16 protein-coding genes are annotated in these 17,611 nt (G+C 42.8%); 14 read left to right on the top strand and 2 right to left on the bottom strand.

Annotated elements, in window-relative coordinates; genetic code table 11:
• The first annotated feature begins 11 nt into the window (after positions 1–11).
• The 7 genes from C5Q96_RS04950 (at position 12) to C5Q96_RS04920 (ending at position 6,720) form a co-directional block, all read left to right on the top strand.
• On the top strand, positions 12–581 hold the full coding sequence (locus C5Q96_RS04950; RefSeq protein WP_106057300.1) for a V-type ATP synthase subunit E: 570 nt from the start codon (positions 12–14) through the stop codon (positions 579–581).
• A gap of 27 nt (positions 582–608) precedes the next feature.
• Entirely contained in the window at positions 609–1,604 is a 996-nt protein-coding gene (locus C5Q96_RS04945) for a V-type ATP synthase subunit C (RefSeq protein WP_158696691.1), read from the top strand.
• Positions 1,597–1,917, top strand: a complete 321-nt coding sequence (locus C5Q96_RS04940; RefSeq protein ID WP_106057298.1) for a V-type ATP synthase subunit F — start codon at positions 1,597–1,599, stop codon at positions 1,915–1,917. The genes C5Q96_RS04945 and C5Q96_RS04940 overlap by 8 nt, the downstream gene beginning before the upstream one ends.
• Positions 1,918–1,928: 11 nt before the next feature.
• Positions 1,929–3,707 (top strand): V-type ATP synthase subunit A, encoded by a 1,779-nt coding sequence (locus C5Q96_RS04935; protein WP_106057297.1) that lies wholly within the window; start codon positions 1,929–1,931, stop codon positions 3,705–3,707.
• Positions 3,700–5,073: a V-type ATP synthase subunit B gene (locus tag C5Q96_RS04930; protein WP_106057296.1), complete on the top strand. Its 1,374-nt coding sequence runs from the start codon at positions 3,700–3,702 to the stop codon at positions 5,071–5,073. Before C5Q96_RS04935 ends, C5Q96_RS04930 begins: the two co-directional genes overlap by 8 nt.
• Before the next feature lie 23 nt (positions 5,074–5,096).
• The gene (locus C5Q96_RS04925; protein ID WP_106057295.1) at positions 5,097–5,786 is read left to right on the top strand and encodes a V-type ATP synthase subunit D; all 690 of its coding nucleotides are present in this window, start codon (positions 5,097–5,099) and stop codon (positions 5,784–5,786) included.
• Between the two features lie 319 nt (positions 5,787–6,105).
• Complete coding sequence (locus C5Q96_RS04920) at positions 6,106–6,720, top strand: NfeD family protein (RefSeq protein ID WP_106057294.1); 615 nt, start codon at positions 6,106–6,108, stop codon at positions 6,718–6,720.
• Between the two features lie 89 nt (positions 6,721–6,809).
• Here C5Q96_RS04920 and C5Q96_RS04915 read toward each other — a convergent pair whose 3' ends face one another.
• Complete coding sequence (locus C5Q96_RS04915; RefSeq protein ID WP_106057293.1) at positions 6,810–8,306, bottom strand: phosphohexomutase domain-containing protein; 1,497 nt, start codon at positions 8,304–8,306, stop codon at positions 6,810–6,812.
• Between the two features lie 247 nt (positions 8,307–8,553).
• Between C5Q96_RS04915 and srtB the strand changes: the two genes are divergently transcribed.
• The 3 genes from srtB (at position 8,554) to C5Q96_RS04900 (ending at position 11,447) form a co-directional block, all read left to right on the top strand.
• Complete coding sequence (srtB, locus tag C5Q96_RS04910) at positions 8,554–9,495, top strand: class B sortase (protein ID WP_106057292.1); 942 nt, start codon at positions 8,554–8,556, stop codon at positions 9,493–9,495.
• 191 nt (positions 9,496–9,686) lie between these two features.
• A complete protein-coding gene (locus C5Q96_RS04905) occupies positions 9,687–10,790 on the top strand; it encodes a pyridoxal phosphate-dependent aminotransferase (protein ID WP_106057291.1) in 1,104 nt (367 codons plus the stop codon).
• A gap of 75 nt (positions 10,791–10,865) precedes the next feature.
• Positions 10,866–11,447 carry a nitroreductase family protein gene (locus C5Q96_RS04900; protein WP_245905548.1) on the top strand — a complete coding sequence of 194 codons (582 nt, stop codon included), beginning with the start codon at positions 10,866–10,868 and terminating at the stop codon, positions 11,445–11,447.
• Between the two features lie 98 nt (positions 11,448–11,545).
• On the opposite strand, the gene C5Q96_RS04895 is transcribed toward C5Q96_RS04900, so the two are convergent.
• Positions 11,546–12,097, bottom strand: coding sequence for a phosphoribosyltransferase family protein (locus C5Q96_RS04895; RefSeq protein ID WP_106057289.1), 552 nt, complete (start codon positions 12,095–12,097; stop codon positions 11,546–11,548).
• A 207-nt stretch (positions 12,098–12,304) separates the two neighbouring features.
• Between C5Q96_RS04895 and C5Q96_RS04890 the strand changes: the two genes are divergently transcribed.
• The 4 genes from C5Q96_RS04890 to greA are packed head-to-tail and all read left to right on the top strand — an operon-like array spanning position 12,305 to position 17,557.
• The gene (locus C5Q96_RS04890; RefSeq protein ID WP_106057288.1) at positions 12,305–14,092 is read left to right on the top strand and encodes an AMP-dependent synthetase/ligase; all 1,788 of its coding nucleotides are present in this window, start codon (positions 12,305–12,307) and stop codon (positions 14,090–14,092) included.
• Positions 14,043–15,932 carry an AMP-dependent synthetase/ligase gene (locus C5Q96_RS04885; protein WP_106057287.1) on the top strand — a complete coding sequence of 630 codons (1,890 nt, stop codon included), beginning with the start codon at positions 14,043–14,045 and terminating at the stop codon, positions 15,930–15,932. Before C5Q96_RS04890 ends, C5Q96_RS04885 begins: the two co-directional genes overlap by 50 nt.
• 17 nt (positions 15,933–15,949) lie before the next feature.
• Positions 15,950–17,047 carry an alanine racemase gene (locus tag C5Q96_RS04880; protein ID WP_106058006.1) on the top strand — a complete coding sequence of 366 codons (1,098 nt, stop codon included), beginning with the start codon at positions 15,950–15,952 and terminating at the stop codon, positions 17,045–17,047.
• Positions 17,048–17,077: 30 nt separating this feature from the next.
• Positions 17,078–17,557 (top strand): transcription elongation factor GreA, encoded by a 480-nt coding sequence (greA, locus tag C5Q96_RS04875; protein WP_106057286.1) that lies wholly within the window; start codon positions 17,078–17,080, stop codon positions 17,555–17,557.
• Positions 17,558–17,611 lie beyond the last annotated feature (54 nt).

Raw genomic sequence — 17,611 nt, 5'->3', positions numbered from 1 at the left:
GGACGGTAAGAATGAGTATAGAGTCTATAACTGAGCGAATCCTAAGGGAGGCTCAGGCTTATTCCGACAGTCAGAGAAGCGAGGCAGAAGCAGTCAAAGCCGAAATACTCAAAGAGGCACAGGTAGAGGCAGATGAGCTCCTACGAGGCTACGAGGAAAAGGCTAAGAATGATGCCGAAGTCCTAGTTAGCAGAAGACAGTCGGTTGCGGACCTCGATGCGCGCAAGATGAAACTCGCTGCTAAGCAGGCTGTTATTGATGAGTGCTACAAAGAAGCAGTTGATATGATTCTTAACCTAGAAACCGGAGAGTATGTTAAGTTTATCTGTAGACAGCTCGGTGCATATCAGCAAGAAGGTGGAGAGGTTCTGCTTAATAAAACAGATAGAGACAGAATAGGTGCTGATCTTGTAAATCTATTCAAAGGTACAGCGCTTACACTAAGTGATGAAACCGTTGATATTGAAGGTGGATGTATACTTAGAAGAGGTAATATCTCATACAATGCTTCGTTAGAGAAGCTATTATCAAATGCAAGAGAAGAGTTGACCGCAGAGGTTGCTGGAATTCTGTTCAAGTAACCGCTTTAACCAGAAAGGAGGCATATTTTGGGAACTGATTTCGTATATGCGAGCTCATATGTGAGAAGCCAAGAAGGCAAGTTGCTCTCAAGTGAGCAGTTACGCAGTATGACAGAGTCTAAAAATATCGACGATATATGCAAAGTTCTGCAAGATGCTGGTTATGGTTCTGAAGGCAACGCTTTAACTGCGGCAAATTATCAAGAAGTGCTTAAGGAAGCCGAAGCTTCGTTCTTCGCTGAGGTGAAAGAACTTAGCAAGGACAGTAAGGCACTCAATATATTCTGCTATCCTGCTGACTACCATAATTTAAAGGTACTACTTAAAGCAGAGTCACTAGGTGTTGATAGAGACGAGCTGCTTATGGAAAGTGGAACTATCAGTGCAAGCGAGATGGCTAAGAGCGTCAAGGAGCGTTCTACTATGAACCTCACAGAGAATATGGCAAGTGCACTCGCTGAAGCGGTGGATGTTCATGCTCGTACTAATGATCCGCAGATGATTGATTTTGTCTGTGACAAGTACTGCTTTGCAGATATTATCGAAGCAGCAGAAGCATCAAAGAACAGCTTTGTTAAAGGCTATGTATCGCTTTGGATTGACACTGTTAACCTCAAAACATTTGCGAGAGTTAAAAAGATGGGACAGCCATGGAATTACTTTGAAAATGTATTTATTCCGGGCGGAACTGTAGATTTACAGGTGTTCCTAGGTAGTTATGAGGATGACTTCAAGCAGGCCACAGAAAAATTCCAGGCTTACAACATCGCAAAAGCAGTGAGCGAAGGAGGAGAACAGATTGACAATAGCGGTGATTTTACACTGCTTGAGAAGATTTGCGATAACCTTCTCGTGGAATACAGCAGAGAAGCTAAAACCGTGACATTTGGTCTTGAACCATTGGTTTCATATCTAGTGGCTAGGCAGAATGAGGTGAAGGCTATCCGCATCGTGCTTGCTGGTAAGCTTGCTAAGATGAGCCCAGAATTAATTAGAGAAAGACTGAGGGAGACTTATGAGTAAGATTGGTATTATTGGTGATGCCGATAGTGTGCTAGGCTTCAAGGTCTTTGGGCTAGATGCATTCGCGTGCAGAAACAAGGAAGAAGCCGCAGATAAATTGCATAGTATCGTAAAGGATGATTATGGAATCATCTATATCACTGAAAAGTATTACAAAGAAATAGGTAATGAAATCGCAAAATATGAAACCCTTCGTATTCCAGCAATAGTTCCAATTCCTGGAAGCGATGGGGGCTATGGCGCAGGCCTTAACAACGTCAAGAGGGCTGTTGAGAAGGCTGTTGGTGCTGACATACTATTTGGCGATAAATAATGGAGGTAATCATGGAACAAGGTAAAATCGTTAAGATATCCGGACCTCTAGTAGTTGCTTCGGGCATGAGCGACGCAGATATGTATGACGTAGTTAAGGTCGGAAATCAAGGCCTTACTGGAGAAATCATCGAGATGCGCGATGGAAATGCCTCGATTCAGGTATACGAGGAAACCGCTGGTCTACAGCCAGGTGAGCCAGTTTACTCTACTGGAGCACCGCTATCTGTAGAGCTCGGACCGGGGCTTATTGAGACCATTTACGATGGAATTCAGAGACCGCTGTCTGTGCTTCTCAAGAAGACAGGCACCAATATCGCTAGAGGTGTATCGGAGCCAGCGCTTGACCGCGACAAGAAATGGGATTTCGTTGCAGCTACAAAGGTTGGAGACGAAGTTTCGGCAGGAGAAGTTCTGGGTACGGTTGAGGAGACAATCGCCGTAACACAGAGGATTATGGTTCCTTACAAGGTTAGCGGTAAGGTTAAGAGCATCGAAAGCGGTAGCTTTACAGTTGATGAGACTGTAGCAGTTATCGAGGATGCTTCTGGAAAAGATATCGAAGTTAAGATGATGCAGAGATGGCCAGTAAGAGTTGAGCGTCCTTACAAGGAAAAGCTTTCACCTGAAGAGCCACTGATCACAGGACAGAGAGTAATCGATACAATGTTCCCAATCGCTAAGGGTGGTGTAGCTGCTGTTCCGGGACCTTTCGGTTCAGGAAAGACTGTAGTACAGCACCAGCTAGCTAAGTGGGCAGATGCTGATATCGTGGTTTATATCGGATGCGGAGAGCGTGGAAACGAGATGACAGACGTACTCAATGAGTTCCCTGAGCTCGTTGACCCTAAGACAGGTGAATCTCTAATGAGAAGAACTGTGCTAATCGCTAACACTTCCGACATGCCGGTAGCTGCGAGAGAAGCATCTGTATATACTGGAATCACAATTGCAGAGTACTTTAGAGATATGGGCTACTCAGTAGCTCTCATGGCTGACTCAACATCTAGATGGGCTGAGGCTCTTCGTGAGATGTCTGGTCGTCTTGAAGAAATGCCTGGTGAAGAAGGTTATCCAGCTTACCTAGCATCCAGACTTGCACAGTTCTACGAGAGAGCTGGTAAGGTTGTATGCCTTGGTGGTGAGGGAAGAGTTGGAGCTCTATCCGCTATCGGAGCTGTATCACCTCCGGGAGGAGATATATCCGAGCCAGTATCACAGGCTACACTTCGTATAGTAAAGGTATTCTGGGGACTGGACGCTAATCTAGCACATGCTAGACATTTCCCTGCAATTAACTGGTTAAACAGCTATTCGCTATATGCAGATAGACTTAACGTATGGTTTGCAGAGAACGTTAACAAGGAATTCCCAAATCACAGAGCAAGAGCTCTCAAGCTGCTTCAGGAAGAAGACGAGCTAAACGAAATCGTACAGCTAGTCGGAGTGGACGGTCTATCTAAAGAAGACCAGCTCAAGCTTGAGGTCTGCAAGATGATTCGTGAGGACTATCTACACCAGAATGCGTTCCACGAAGTTGATACATTTACATCTACGAACAAGCAGTTTAAGCTTCTAGATTTAATCCTTCGTTACTATGATGAGGGACTAAGAGGACTTCATGAGCATGCTGACTTTAAGGCAATCACTTCACTGCCTCTAAGAGAGGACATAGGAAGATTCAAGTACCTTGAAGAGGATGTGGTAGATGGAGAATATGCTGCACTTGTTGGCAAGCTAGAGGCTTCTATAGAAGAGCTTATTAAGAAGGCAGGTGAACTGAATGATTAGAGAATACAAGACTATTTCTGAAGTAGCCGGCCCTTTGATGGTTGTTAAGGGTGTAGAAGACGTAGGCTACGATGAACTAGGTGAGATTGAGCTTGCAAATGGTGAGCTTAGACACTGCAAGGTTCTCGAGCTTAACGGCACTGACGCTGTTGTACAGCTGTTTGAAAACTCCGCAGGAATGAACCTCAAAGAGAGTAAGGTAAGATTTCTTGGGCACGGAAATCAGCTAGGTGTATCACTCGATATGCTCGGAAGAGTATTTGACGGAATGGGCAGACCTATAGACGGTGGTGCTGAAATTATTCCTGATGAATACCTCGATATTAACGGACTAGCCATGAATCCGGCTGCAAGAGAGTACCCATCTGAGTTCATTCAGACTGGCGTATCCGCAATCGACGGACTCAACACCCTAGTTAGAGGACAGAAGCTTCCTATCTTCTCTGGATCAGGACTTCCACATGCTAACCTTGCAGCTCAGATTGCAAGACAGGCTAAGGTTCGTGGTACAGACAGCAAGTTCGCTGTAGTGTTCGCAGCTGTAGGTATCACTTATGAAGAAGCTGAGTTCTTCATGACAGACTTCCGTAAGAGTGGTGCTATCGACCGTTCTGTAATGTTCCTAAACCTTGCTAACGACCCTGCTGTAGAGCGTATTGCGACACCTCGTATGGCGCTAACTGCTGCTGAGTACTTGGCGTTTGAGCAGAATATGCACGTTCTCGTTATCATCACTGATATTACGAACTACGCTGAATCTCTTCGTGAGGTTTCTGCTGCTCGTAAGGAGGTTCCAGGACGTCGTGGTTATCCAGGATATCTATACACTGACCTCGCTACTATGTACGAGAGAGCTGGTAAGAAGAAGGGAATCGACGGTTCGATCACTATGATTCCAATCGTTTCGATGCCTGAGGATGATATCACTCACCCAATTCCTGACCTTACAGGATATATCACAGAGGGACAGATTATCCTATCCAGAGATCTCTATAGAAAGGGTGTTACACCGCCAATCGATGTACTTCCTTCACTATCACGTCTAAAGGATAAGGGTATCGGCGAAGGCAAGACTCGTAAGGATCACGCAGACGTACTAAACCAGCTCTTTGCTATCTACGCAAGAGGTAAGGAGTGTAAAGAGCTAATGGCTATCCTAGGTGAGGCTGCGCTCAGCGACGTTGACAAGCTATATGCGAAGTTTGCTGATGAATTTGAGAACAAGTATGTATCCCAGGGATACGAGAAGGATAGATCCATTGAGGAAACACTAGATGTTGGCTGGGAGCTTCTCAGAACGATGCCTAGATCAGAGCTCAAGCGTGTAAAGAAAGAGTACCTCGATGAATTTTATGACAAGAAGTAGCTCAGTAAGAAAGGGATGATCTTATGGCAAGACTAAATGTTAACCCAACTAGAATGGTCATGTCTAAGCTTAAAGGGCAACTCAAGGTGGCTATCAAGGGTCACAAGCTCATGAAGGATAAGAGAGACGAACTTATGCGAATCTTTCTAGAACTCGCTAGAGAGATTAAAGCACTTCGTGAAGAGGTGGAGCCAATGCTTGAAGAGGTATATGGAAGCTTTTCAGTAGCGCGTGCCGTAATGACACCAGAGATGCTAGAGGAAGCTCTAATGTATCCTAAGCAGAGTGTAAAACTCGTTGCAGAAGAGAAAAATGTAATGAGTATCGATGTTCCGTCCTTTGATTTTGAGCAGGAGAATACGCAGACAGGAAGCGTGTACCCTTATGGATTTGCGACCACATCAGGTGAACTCGATAAGTCTATTGAGAAGCTCTCCATTCTTTTCCCTAAACTGCTTCAGCTTGCTGGAATGGAGAAGGAGGCTATGCTCATAGCTGACGAAATCGAGAAGACCAGAAGACGTGTTAATGCTCTTGAGTATGTCAAGATACCGAACTACAAGGAGACCATCAAGTATATCAAGATGAAGCTTGATGAGAACGAGAGAGGTAACCAGACAAGACTCATGAAGGTAAAGGACATGATGCTGAAAGAGAATATCGAGCAGCAACGTGAAAAGGATGCTGAGATGCTCGCCCAGATGGCAGAGTAGCAGCCTAGGCATAACAATCTAATAAGAAATGAGCGAGATGCAGCCTATCTGCATCTCGCTTTTTTAGTGGTAATTATTGATTTTAGTATCCAAGGTTCGTAGGAATACGTGCTAAGAATGTACATTAATTGTACAAGAGAATTTATTGACAAATGATATTAAAATGATATCATAATCATGTAAATTGTACAGCGATTACGACGAGGGTAGAACATCATCCCACAATCGTTTTTATGGTAAGAGCGATAAATGCAGTAAAAGAGTCCATTGTATGATTACGTAAAAGGGCATGATTCCGTAACCCTGAAGGGAGGATGAAATGAAAAAGATTGCAACATATATAAAAAATCATATCCCTCTAAGGCAGGTTATTCCATTAATTCTGCTAACGATAATGTTCCGATTAGCTATAGTGAGGCTATATGAATTTTCTATCGAATTTTATATAGGTGCTTATGGTAATGAGAGTCTAAATGCATATGTATCTGGCTTACATATAGTTCTCACGGGATTTGGTATATTCATGTGTTTATACGCTATAGTTGTCTATATCGTTGAGAGGCGCAACAACCTTCCATTTTGGTATGGGAGATGCCAGAGCGCGGGATCTAATGCCAATGCAGTTTTTGAAGCAGCAATTGGAACGTCTCTATTACGTCTTTCGCCAGCTGTAACGGTAGTCATTGCAATGTTGTTCAGTATTATATTTACAATAGTAAGCAATATAACGGCTAGACATAGAGAAGAATTAAGTCAAAGGTATGTAGGTCACGTTGGACGAACGCTAGATGATTTGAAACTCAAAGGCAAAGTAGATTTTGGCGTAGAGGTACTACATGCTCTCGGTAGAGAGGTTATTCCTAAGGATACAGAAGTTAAAGTTGTAGACGTTGATGGGTATAATATCGTAGTAGAGAGACTTATAAAAGAATAATGATAAAAGAACTCCGAAGTTAACTTCGGAGCTCTTGCTTTTGTATGTTGTAATTATAGCATGAATTTAGTTTTTATAATTTTGTAAATTTAGCAGAGTACGGAAATATCGATTCCTTCTCTATCTTCGAGAAATTCCTTGATGAGAGCAAGTGCTAGCTTCACTCCGCCCTCACTACTGGACTCAACATTGAGAGGCATCACTGGATCATGGAGTGACTTTCTGAGAAGGAACCAGCCATCGTGACCACCAAGGCTATAATTGATGCGGACTCCTTCGTAGTTAGGTAGTTCGAGCGATAAGCCTTCAGCCTGTTCTGCCCAAACTTTCATATCTTCAAGGATTTTGTCGCCGACTTCGCTGAAGTTATCTGCAGTTAGATTAAATCTAATCTCTACTGATTCTGCAGGTTCAGCAAGATCTGCAATCATGTGCTCTATCCCTTTTCCTTCCCTTTTGAGGTTAGCTGCATTTATGATAGTCTGTACAGCAAGGAATGCACCGTCATCCAGGTAGAAATTGTCAGAATATGCCGCATGACCAGAAGTTTCGATAGCAAGGAATGCATTTTCCCCCTCTTGTGAGAGCTCAATCGCTTTATTAATGACGTTCTTGTAGCCTCTCTTGTACCTGAGGTGTTTCAAACCGAGGTTATCCTCCAGGAATGTGTGCAGCTCGTTAGAAGTGATGCTGTCTGTAACGACAGTGCCACCAGGATAGTCATCGGCACCGATTGCTGCCGCAAGAGCAACGATTGCATTTCTGCTGATAGGCTGACCCTTAGATGTTACTGCGGCACTTCTATCAACGTCAGTATCAAATATTATTCCAAGGTCAGCGCCTGTCTCGCGCACCTGCCTACAGATTGACTCCATTGCCTCTTTGTTCTCAGGGTTTGGCTGATGGTTTGGGAAAGTTCCATCTGGGTCGAGAAACTGACTGCCACTGATATCTGCACCGAGAGGTGCGAGGACGTTATTTGCAAAGAATCCTCCAGCACCATTTCCAGCATCTACAACGATTTTCATATTGCTCAAATCTCCACCTACTCCCGTGCTGATCATCGAGCGGAGGTGAGCGGCGTACATCTGCATCAGATTTACGCTTTCGGCATTGTATTCGAAGGGAAGTATGTGGGCACTTGCCGCATATTCGAGAACTTCCGTGATGTCTGCCTTGTTCAGTCCGCCTTCAGCGGTGAAGAACTTGAATCCATTTCTGTTGAATGGCAGGTGGCTAGCCGTGACCATTATTGCTCCATCGAACTCATAGTATGGCATAATTGTCGACATATACATCGCCGGTGTGGAAGCGAGCCCAGCATCGCTAACCTGGACACCAAGATATGCCATGCCAGACATGAGCGCATCTGCTAAGTCTGGGCCAGTGATACGTGGATCTCTGCCAACACATATCTTCAGGTCAAATGAATTTTTTCCAACCTTAAAACCTAACCAGTGTGCAAATGCCGCGCCAATTGCAAGTGCGTTGTACCTTGTAAGGTTTACATCTTCACCTTCAACCCCGTTCATGGCGATTCCTCGAATATCGCTACCGTTTTGAAGCTTTAAAATTTCTTTGCCCATATTCTACTCTCCATATATAAATGTATTTAGCATGTTAAGACGTAAATCACATAACCGTCAAAATCATTGTTTGCAAATTGCTATAATGAAACTTACACTGATATCATTATACAGAATTATTCGATGAATATGTATGATACTTGTTAATAATGCATTTCGGTTCATGATATTGAGTTAAATATTTTGCAGTGATATAATTTAGTTTCATTAGGTGTGTTCGTGAGATTTAATATAGAAGGAGTTTGCTATGAGAAGTGACAAATCTAAAGACATTGTAGCAGGAGACCGTGATTACGAAACTTGCGTGTTAGAAGCAAAAGAAGCCGATGAGATAACGGTAGATAAAAAAAGTGAGAAGGATAAGAAGGAAAATATGAGCAAAAAGACCAATAATAGGGTCAAAAGAAATAGTGCGATGGACTGGGCATTTAGGGTAATAATATTCTGCCTAGTTTGTGTAATTGTTATTAGTGGGTATAAAGTTGGAACGGCGCTTTACAAATATCACCATTCTAGAAGCGGATTTAAGCAGGTTGCGAAGGAAGCAAAGGTAGATCCTAATCAGTTTACCGGGGTCGTGGATTTTGCAGCTCTACAGAAGATTAATCCTGATGTAGTTGGATGGATTTATCAGAAGGATACCATAATCAACTATCCAATCATGCATGGAAGTGACAACGACATATATTTACACTCAGATATCAACAAGAAGTACAGTGTATCTGGTTCGATTTTTATGGATTATAGGAATAGTGCTGACTTCTCTGATTTCAATACGATTATCTATGGTCATCATATGCATGACGGCAGCATGTTCAAGTCGCTAAGAGGATATACGAAGGAGACGGACTACTACAAGGATCATAAGACTTTTGAGCTTATTACACCTGATAAAAAGTATCACCTCCAGATAATCTCGGCATTTATTACCCCCGCTACTAGCGAGGCCTATACTTACTCGTTTAATTCAAGTGCTGACAAGCAGGCATTTTTGGATTTTGCTGCGAAGAATTCAAAGGTTTCCACAGGCGTTACAGCGACGACAGATGACAAGATTATCACACTCAGTACATGTGCTTATGACTATGATGAAGCCAGATATGTAGTCGTTTGTAAAGCAGTTCCTTGGACCAAAGCTGAGATAAAAGCAGGTAAGAAGTTACAGGCGAAGATAGACAAACAGAAGTAAGTTATCTTCTAGATTCCAAATTAATGAAATCTTATCGCAAAATATAAAGATTAGGGGAAGATGAGACCTTCCTCTTTTTTATTTGTGAGATAAACAAATTGATACCCTAAAATCTTTTCTCATCTACATTATTAGTACCTGTACGGATAATCCTGTATAATTAATATATAAGATGTTAGAGAGGTGACACTATGGGTATCGACAAAACCAAAATTCGTGATGAGCTACTACCAGAGGTGCGTAGTTATGCGGACAATACTCCGCTTGCCGATAAGGATACACTCGACTGTAGCCTTGGTATCAATCCGTATGGCTTCCCAGATGTAGTGATCGATATTGTTCATAGTTTCGATGTAAATAGGCTGTATCAGTATCCTCACAGCGATGAGGCTCAGGAAGCAGTGGTCAAGTACTGGCAAGACTACGCCTTCATAGAGCCGGAAAATGTCGTTATGACTGACGGAAGCATTTCGGCACTAAATTTGCTTGTAAATGTATTTGCAAAACCAGGAGCAGAGGCTGTTATGTTCATGCCGACATTTACCGACATGGTCGAGTATTCGCGAATGATGGGTATGAAAGTTCACGGAGTAGCGAATAGCAGTGAAGATAATTTCAAAGAGGATGTAGACCGACTTATCTCAGCGATTACAAAGGATACATCGTTTGTGTATATCGATAATCCCAATAATCCAACAGGTCAGGTTATGTCGAACGAGGAGCTAGGACGTATTTTAAGCAGATGCGAAGAACTAAGCGTCTATGCGATTGTCGATGAGGCATATGCTGATTTTATCCCTAGGGAAGAATCAGCGGTAATGCTCGGATCCAAGTATAATCACATGATTAGTGTTCGCACCTTCTCAAAAGGGTTCGGACTCGCAGGGGCGAGAGCGGGTTACATAATCACCAATAAAGAGCTTGTGAAATACATCAAAAAAGTTAGCAATCCTTACATGATGAACGAGATGAGTAGAGCGATAACGGCTGCGATACTCAATTACGATGTGCAGCCAGTTGAGCACGGAACCGACTTTACAATTATTAAGGGGGCTCTTCGTGATGCCTGCGGAGATAAGCTAATAATGGCAGAGACGGATGATAGAGTGCCTATATGCCTACTCAGACACATTGATGAAAACGTTGATCTGCAGAGGCTACTCATAAATGAAAATATCTTGACTTGTAGTGGCAGCGAATTTGAGCCACTTGGCAAAAACTTTGTAAGAATGCGTGTACCGAAAATTGCTGAAGCGGGCAAGCTGATACAGGCGATAAAAAAAGTGGCCCTCTGATATAGTCATATCGGTGAAAGTTTCTTGTTAGCATGAGTGGATGCAAGTTTAAAGAAATAGAGGGGAGTAAAAATAGTGATTAAGGATTTAATTAAGAAGAATCGAAGCGTAAGGGGATACGACAATTCTCGCGATGTTACTATAGAAGAGCTTCGCGAGATGGTTGACTGTGCGAGACTCTCAGCGTCTAGTGTCAATATGCAGCCATTAAAATACATACTAGTAAACACAGTAGATGGAAAGGCACGTGTACTTAAGCAGGTTTCTTTCGCAGCAAAATTATCCACACTTAAGCTTCCTCACAGAGGGAGTGAACCGATGGCATACATTGTAATATGCCAAGATGAACAGATAAGCAAAAGTGAGACAGGGTTTCTGCGGGATGTTGGAATTGTCGCTCAGTCGATAACTTTAGCAGCGACGGAGCTGGGATTAGGAGCTTGCATGCTGGGATACTTTTCTCCAGACAAGTTAAGGCAGGCTCTAGATTTATCAGAAAATTTAAAGCCACTGTTAGTTATATCACTTGGCAAATCAGTCGAGGACATAAGGATAGTGGAGATTGAAGAAGGTGAATCTACAGACTACTACCGTGATGAAGCTGGGATTCATTACGTTCCTAAACGCAAGCTTGATGATGTGATAATCACAAGGTAGTAGTTTGAGACAATTCTTGAAGCAATTGATATTAGAAAAGGGTACACTTCAGATGAAGTGCACCCTTTTGTTGTGCTAATCGTATTTTTTAAAAAGAATTATAAAATCTGTCCATCTTTACCGAACAGTGGCAGTTTCTCTAGGAAGATAATATCGTCTCTGTCAGCTGCATCGCCCTCCGCAAGGACCGCCATCTGGCCGACTATATTTCCTCCAACTGCATTCACAAGCTTATCCAGTGCGGTTAGTGATTCGCCAGTGCTGATTACATCGTCAACTATCAGTATTCGCTTGCCTTCCATGGCTTCACGCTCTTCGCGTCCTACGCATAAAGTCTGCATGTGGTCTGTTGTAATCGAATCAACGCTTACTGTAATGAGGTCATCCATATAAATCTTAGGACCCTTACGCGCTACGATATAAGGTTTATTACCTGCCTGTCTTGCCATTTCATATGCTAGAGGGATTCCCTTTGATTCAGCAGTAATTATCACATCGAATTCAGGCGCTTTCTCAAGAAGCTTACTTGCACATGCAACGGTAACTTCAACATCGTTGAACATTATAAAAGCTGCGATATATAAGTCGTCTGAAACCTTGCATAGAGGAAGGTGTCTCTCTAGTCCTGCAACATTCAGTAAATAATCCATTTGTCATCCTCCGTGTCGTATCTTCTATCTAAAAGCATTTAGTGAAGAAAATCTTGATTGAATTATTATAGCACTGCTGATGATAGGCTTGCAAACATTGCAATATAGCGCAAAAAATGATAAAATTTCATGATACACAATAATAGTATAATTGCTTAGTATGTGCACTTTTAGAGGCATAGATATAAAGGGACATGGGCATTAGATATGAATAAAAAGAAATACGAAAATCAACTATACGATGTTAGCTATGTTGAAACTCTCAAAGAGCTAGTAGATAATTCTGTTCTGAAATTTTCGGGCAGAGCTGCGTATATGTACAAGGATGATCACAAGGAACCATTCAAAACGATGACTTATGCCGAGTTCAAAGATGATCAGAATGCAATCGGTACAGCGCTTATTGAGAGAGGTTTCAAGGGCAGCAAGATTGCAGTAATAGGTGATAACTCTCATAGGTGGGCACTATCATATTACTCGGTTGTGTGTGGCGTGGGAGTAATTGTGCCTATAGATAGAAATCTTGAAAAGGGCGAAATCACCAATCTGCTGCAGCGTGCTGATGTCGAGGCGGTATTTGCGTCGACTAAGCTTGCTAGTACGATAGCGTCGTTACTAGAAGAGCTACCTCTAGTTAAAAAAGTTATCATCATGGCGGCACCTGGAGATGACGTTAACGAATTCCTCGAAGACGAGAGATTCATGACTATGGAGCAGCTCGTTGCAGAAGGAAAAGAACTTGTTGCTCAAGGCAACCTTGATTATATAGATGCAGAGATTCACGCAGAAGATCTATCGACAATCCTGTTTACATCAGGAACGACTGGGTTAGCTAAAGGTGTAATGCTGTCACACCGAAATCTCTCTCAAAACGTATTTAATATGTCAAAATACGTACAAATTCCAGATGGAGGCAGAGTGCTCGATGTGCTTCCGATGCATCACGTATACGAGATGACCTGCACCGTTATGACGAGCTTTTATCAGGGAGCTACTGTCGTGATTTGCGAGGGGCTCAAGTATATACAGCAGAATTTCGTAGAGGCTGAGTGCAACATCGTGCTTGGTGTTCCGCTGATTTTCGAAAATATATATAGAAAGATTTGGACTAAGGCCGAGAAAAGCGGAAATGCTGATAAGCTGAGACGAGCAATTAACATGTCTATGAAGCTTGATCTTAGAAATAAGAAAGTAGTAACTAAGAGACTTTTCAAGGCGGTTCACGATATATTCGGCGAAAGCCTATATATTCTAATAGCTGGAGGCGCAGCAATTGATCCAAATGTAATTTCTGAATTTGAAGCTATGGGTCTCCCTATGATGCAAGGATACGGTATGACCGAAAACTCTCCTATCATTGCAGTAAATCAGGACAGATACGGAAAGGCTGCTTCGGTGGGAAAGCCGATGCCTGGAACAGAGGTACGAATAGTAGATAAAGATGAAAGTGGAATTGGTGAAGTAATATGTAAGGGTCCATCGGTGATGATGGGATATTACAAGGATGCAGAGAATACGGCCAAGACTATCAAGGATGGATGGTTATATACTGGTGACTATGGATATCTGGATGAAGATGGATTCCTTTATATCACAGGCCGCAAGAAGAATGTAATCGTAACTAAGGGTGGTAAAAATATTTTCCCTGAAGAGGTAGAGTATTACTTGCTACTCAGTGACTTTATAAGTGAAGTAATCGTTTACGGTAAGCACGAAGAGATTAAGGACGATCTGATTTGTACAGCGATAATGTATCCGGACTTTAAGGCTCTTGAAAATGCAGGGTACATGACCGACGAAGAGAAGTACCGCAAGCTGAAGGAAGCTGTTGAAGAAGCAAATTCCAAGATGCCTCCTTTCAAGCGTGTTAAGAGAATCGAGATTCGTGAAGACGACTTTATCAAGACGACGACACTTAAGATCAAGAGATTCGAGGAAGAAAACTATGAGTATAAATTCGACGACAGAGACTTCGAGAAGGGACGCAGATTCTAAGGTGGAAGATAGCAGCGATATTAGAGAAGAATACCGTCAGATTAAGGCGAGAGAGATGGAAGAGATGCAGGCTATTATGGATGCGATTAAAGAATCCAAAGATCCTGCAATCAGACATACATGGCGTCGCCCTGTTACAGATATTAAGAATATACTAGAGACTAGTGCGGAGCTGTATGGAGATAAACCGTTATTCCTGCAAAAGTTCAACAAGGACGAACCCTTCCAAGAGATTTCGTACAGCAAGGTGCTAGCAGATGTAAATGCTCTTGGAACTGCACTTATCGAGCTTGGACTAAAGGGGAAACACATCGGTGTAATTGGCAAGAACTGCTATGAGTGGGCGGAAAGCTATCTAGCAGTAGTTGGTGGAACAGGTGTAGTCGTACCACTCGATAAGGAGCTCAATGAGGAAGAATTATCTCAGCTGACTACGAGTGGAGAGCTCTCAGCGGTTATCACCATGGATAAGCATTATGATATATTTAAACGAATTAAGGAGAGAGATGATAATATACTTGATTTCGTTATAAATGTAGGAATGCACAGCAACGAGAATGCTGACAAGGGGTTACTATCATGGCATAAGCTTAGAGAACATGGGTATGAACTCGTAAAAGCCGGTGATAAAAGCTTTATAGATGCAGAAATCATAAACACTGATATGGCGATTATCCTATTCACATCTGGAACTACAGGAACCTCTAAGGGGGTAATGCTTAATAACAAGAACATCTGCTCTAATGTCATGGTAGCACAGACGTACTTAAATATTGAGGTAGGAGATATATTCTTCTCCGTGCTTCCGATACATCACACCTACGAGTGCACGTGCACTTTCATCGAGTCGATGTACTGTGGAGCTACGATGGCATTTTGCCAGGGCCTAAAATACATAGTCAAAGACCTACAGGAGGTAAAACCGCACCTGATGCTTGCGGTGCCACTTATATACGAAAACTTCTATAGTAAGATTTCTAGACAGATTAAGAAGAGCGGTAAGGAAAAGCAGCTTAAAGCTCTGATGAAGATAAGTAGGATTACTAAACATGTTGGAATAGACGTGAGTAAACCTGCGACAAAAAAGATTACAGACCTTTTTGGTGGACGCATGAAGATGCTCATTGTCGGAGGGGCTGCAATCGATGGGGAGATTATGGATTTTTATAGAGACCTTGGGATCACTGCAGTTCAAGGATATGGACTGACGGAGACATCGCCGATGGTGTCGCTGAATCCGGAGGATGCAAAGCTCATCGACAATGCATCTGCAGGGCACCTGCTACCTTTTGTTGAGTGCATGATTAGTGATAAGGATGACGATGGAGTGGGAGAGATTTGCTTCCGCGGACCTAATATCATGATGGGTTACTATAAAAATAAAGAGAGCACAGATGAGGTAATCAGGGACGGATGGTTCCACACTGGTGATCTAGGATATCTGAGCGACAAGGATTACGTTTATATTACGGGGCGTAAAAAGAATGTAATTATCGCGGCTAACGGCAAGAACGTTTTCCCAGAAGAACTCGAGTTCTACCTTATGAAGAACGAGTGCATTGAAGAGTGCATGGTATGGGGTGATGAGGATAATGATGACCAGCTGAAGCGCGGCATATATGCGACTATTAAGCCTAATAGGGAACTGCTCACCGAGGAACTCGGTGGAGACGTAACCGATGAACAGGTGAGGGAGTATATAGAACGCATTGTAGACAAACAGAATGAAACAATGCCTCTCTTCAAGAAAATAAACCACGTCATCATACGTGATAGAGATTTCAACAAGACAACGGGTCTCAAGATTAGAAGGTTCGTTGAGGACAACAAGTGGTCATAGAAAGAGAGATGATTGATATGGCAGAATATAAATATCCGGCGCTCCTTCATGATAGGGCTAAGCTGGTCAGCAACGTGAAGAAACTCTCGGATAAATGCGGTGAGCAGGGGATCCAAATTGCGGGCATCATCAAAGCTACAAATGGTACAGTTGCGGCTGCCGAGGATTTTGTAGCAGGTGGAGCAAAACTTATTGGTTCATCTAGACTTGAACAACTTAAACGAGCTAAAGATGCTGGCATAAAAGTGCCACTTCTTCTAATAAGAGTTCCGATGCTATCTGAAATTGACGAGATGGTGGATATTGCAGATATAAGTCTGAACAGCGAACCTTTAGTATTAGAAGCCATCAATAAGGCAGCACTTGATAAAGGCATTACTCATAAGGTAATTCTAATGGCTGATCTTGGTGACCTTAGAGAGGGATTCTTTAATCTCGATGAACTAGTTGAGACTGCTGCCAAGGTGGAGAACGAGATGCCGGGGCTTGTACTTGCTGGCATAGGGACTAACCTTGGATGCTATGGCTCTGTAATTCCTACAGAGGATAAGATGGTAGCACTCGCCAAACTAGCGGAGAGGGTTGAAGCTGAGATTGGTAGAGAATTAGAATATGTATCTGGTGGAGCCACAACGAGCTTGCTTGGAGTGTACCATGGGTACATGCCAGATAAAATTAATATGCTGAGACTAGGGGCTGGACCTTTAATTGGTCCACTAGAAGATGTCAGATTGTGTTATAATCTTGAGGCTATGGATGAATTAGAGTGCCCCTTCGTGCTTAAAGCAGAGGTTATAGAGCTTAAGGTAAAAGCTAGCTATCCGCAGGGTGAGCTCGGAGTAGATGCTGCGGGCAAGAAGCGAGAGTATGTTGATAGAGGCATGCGTATGAGGGCGCTTCTAGCAATTGGAAGAGCTGACTATGGCGATATAGATGATTTGGTTCCTGAGATGGAAGGAACAACAGTTATTGGCGCATCAGGTGATCACACCATCGTCGATGTCGAGGATGTAAAGGACACTGTTAAAATCGGAGACATCATGACGTTTAGGCTGAAGTATTCCGCACTGCTGAACTTAGCAGAAAGCGAAAATGTAAAGAAATACGAGATTTAATAACAGAAGGTTGAAAGGAGTAAGAGACCAATGGCAACACATGATAATGAAATGACAAGAGAGGGATATGAAGCCCTGCAGAAAGAACTTGACCACCTAGTTACGGTAACTAGAAAGGAAAATGCCGAGAGACTTAAGGAAGCCATCTCATATGGAGATATCTCTGAGAACTCAGAGTACGATGCGGCAAAGGATGCGCAGGCAGAGACAGAAGAAAGAATTACCACTATTGAAGCGATGCTTCGTACAGCAAAGATTGCAGACGAAGATGAGACACCTGATGAGGGTGTAATTGCTACTGGTCGTACAGTAACACTTCATGATCTAATTTACGATGAAGAGGTTACTTACAAGATTGTAGGAAATACAGAGGCAGATCCATTTAACGGTAAACTTTCAAATGCGTCAGCAGTAGGACAGCACTTGCTCGGTGCAAGAGCAGGGGATGTGCTAGAGTTTCCAGTTATAGATGGAACTGCAAAGTACAAGGTTCTTGACGTCAGAAAGTAAAAATCCGTTCAATAAGTGCATCGAAGATATTAAATGCGGTGCACGACAGTATAT

The sequence above is a fragment of the Mogibacterium diversum genome, from assembly GCF_002998925.1.
In the GTDB taxonomy this organism is placed as follows: Bacteria; Bacillota; Clostridia; order Peptostreptococcales; family Anaerovoracaceae; genus Mogibacterium; species Mogibacterium diversum.
Note: the sequence above shows the minus strand (reverse complement) of the source record. Positions and strands in the feature narration are given on the sequence as shown.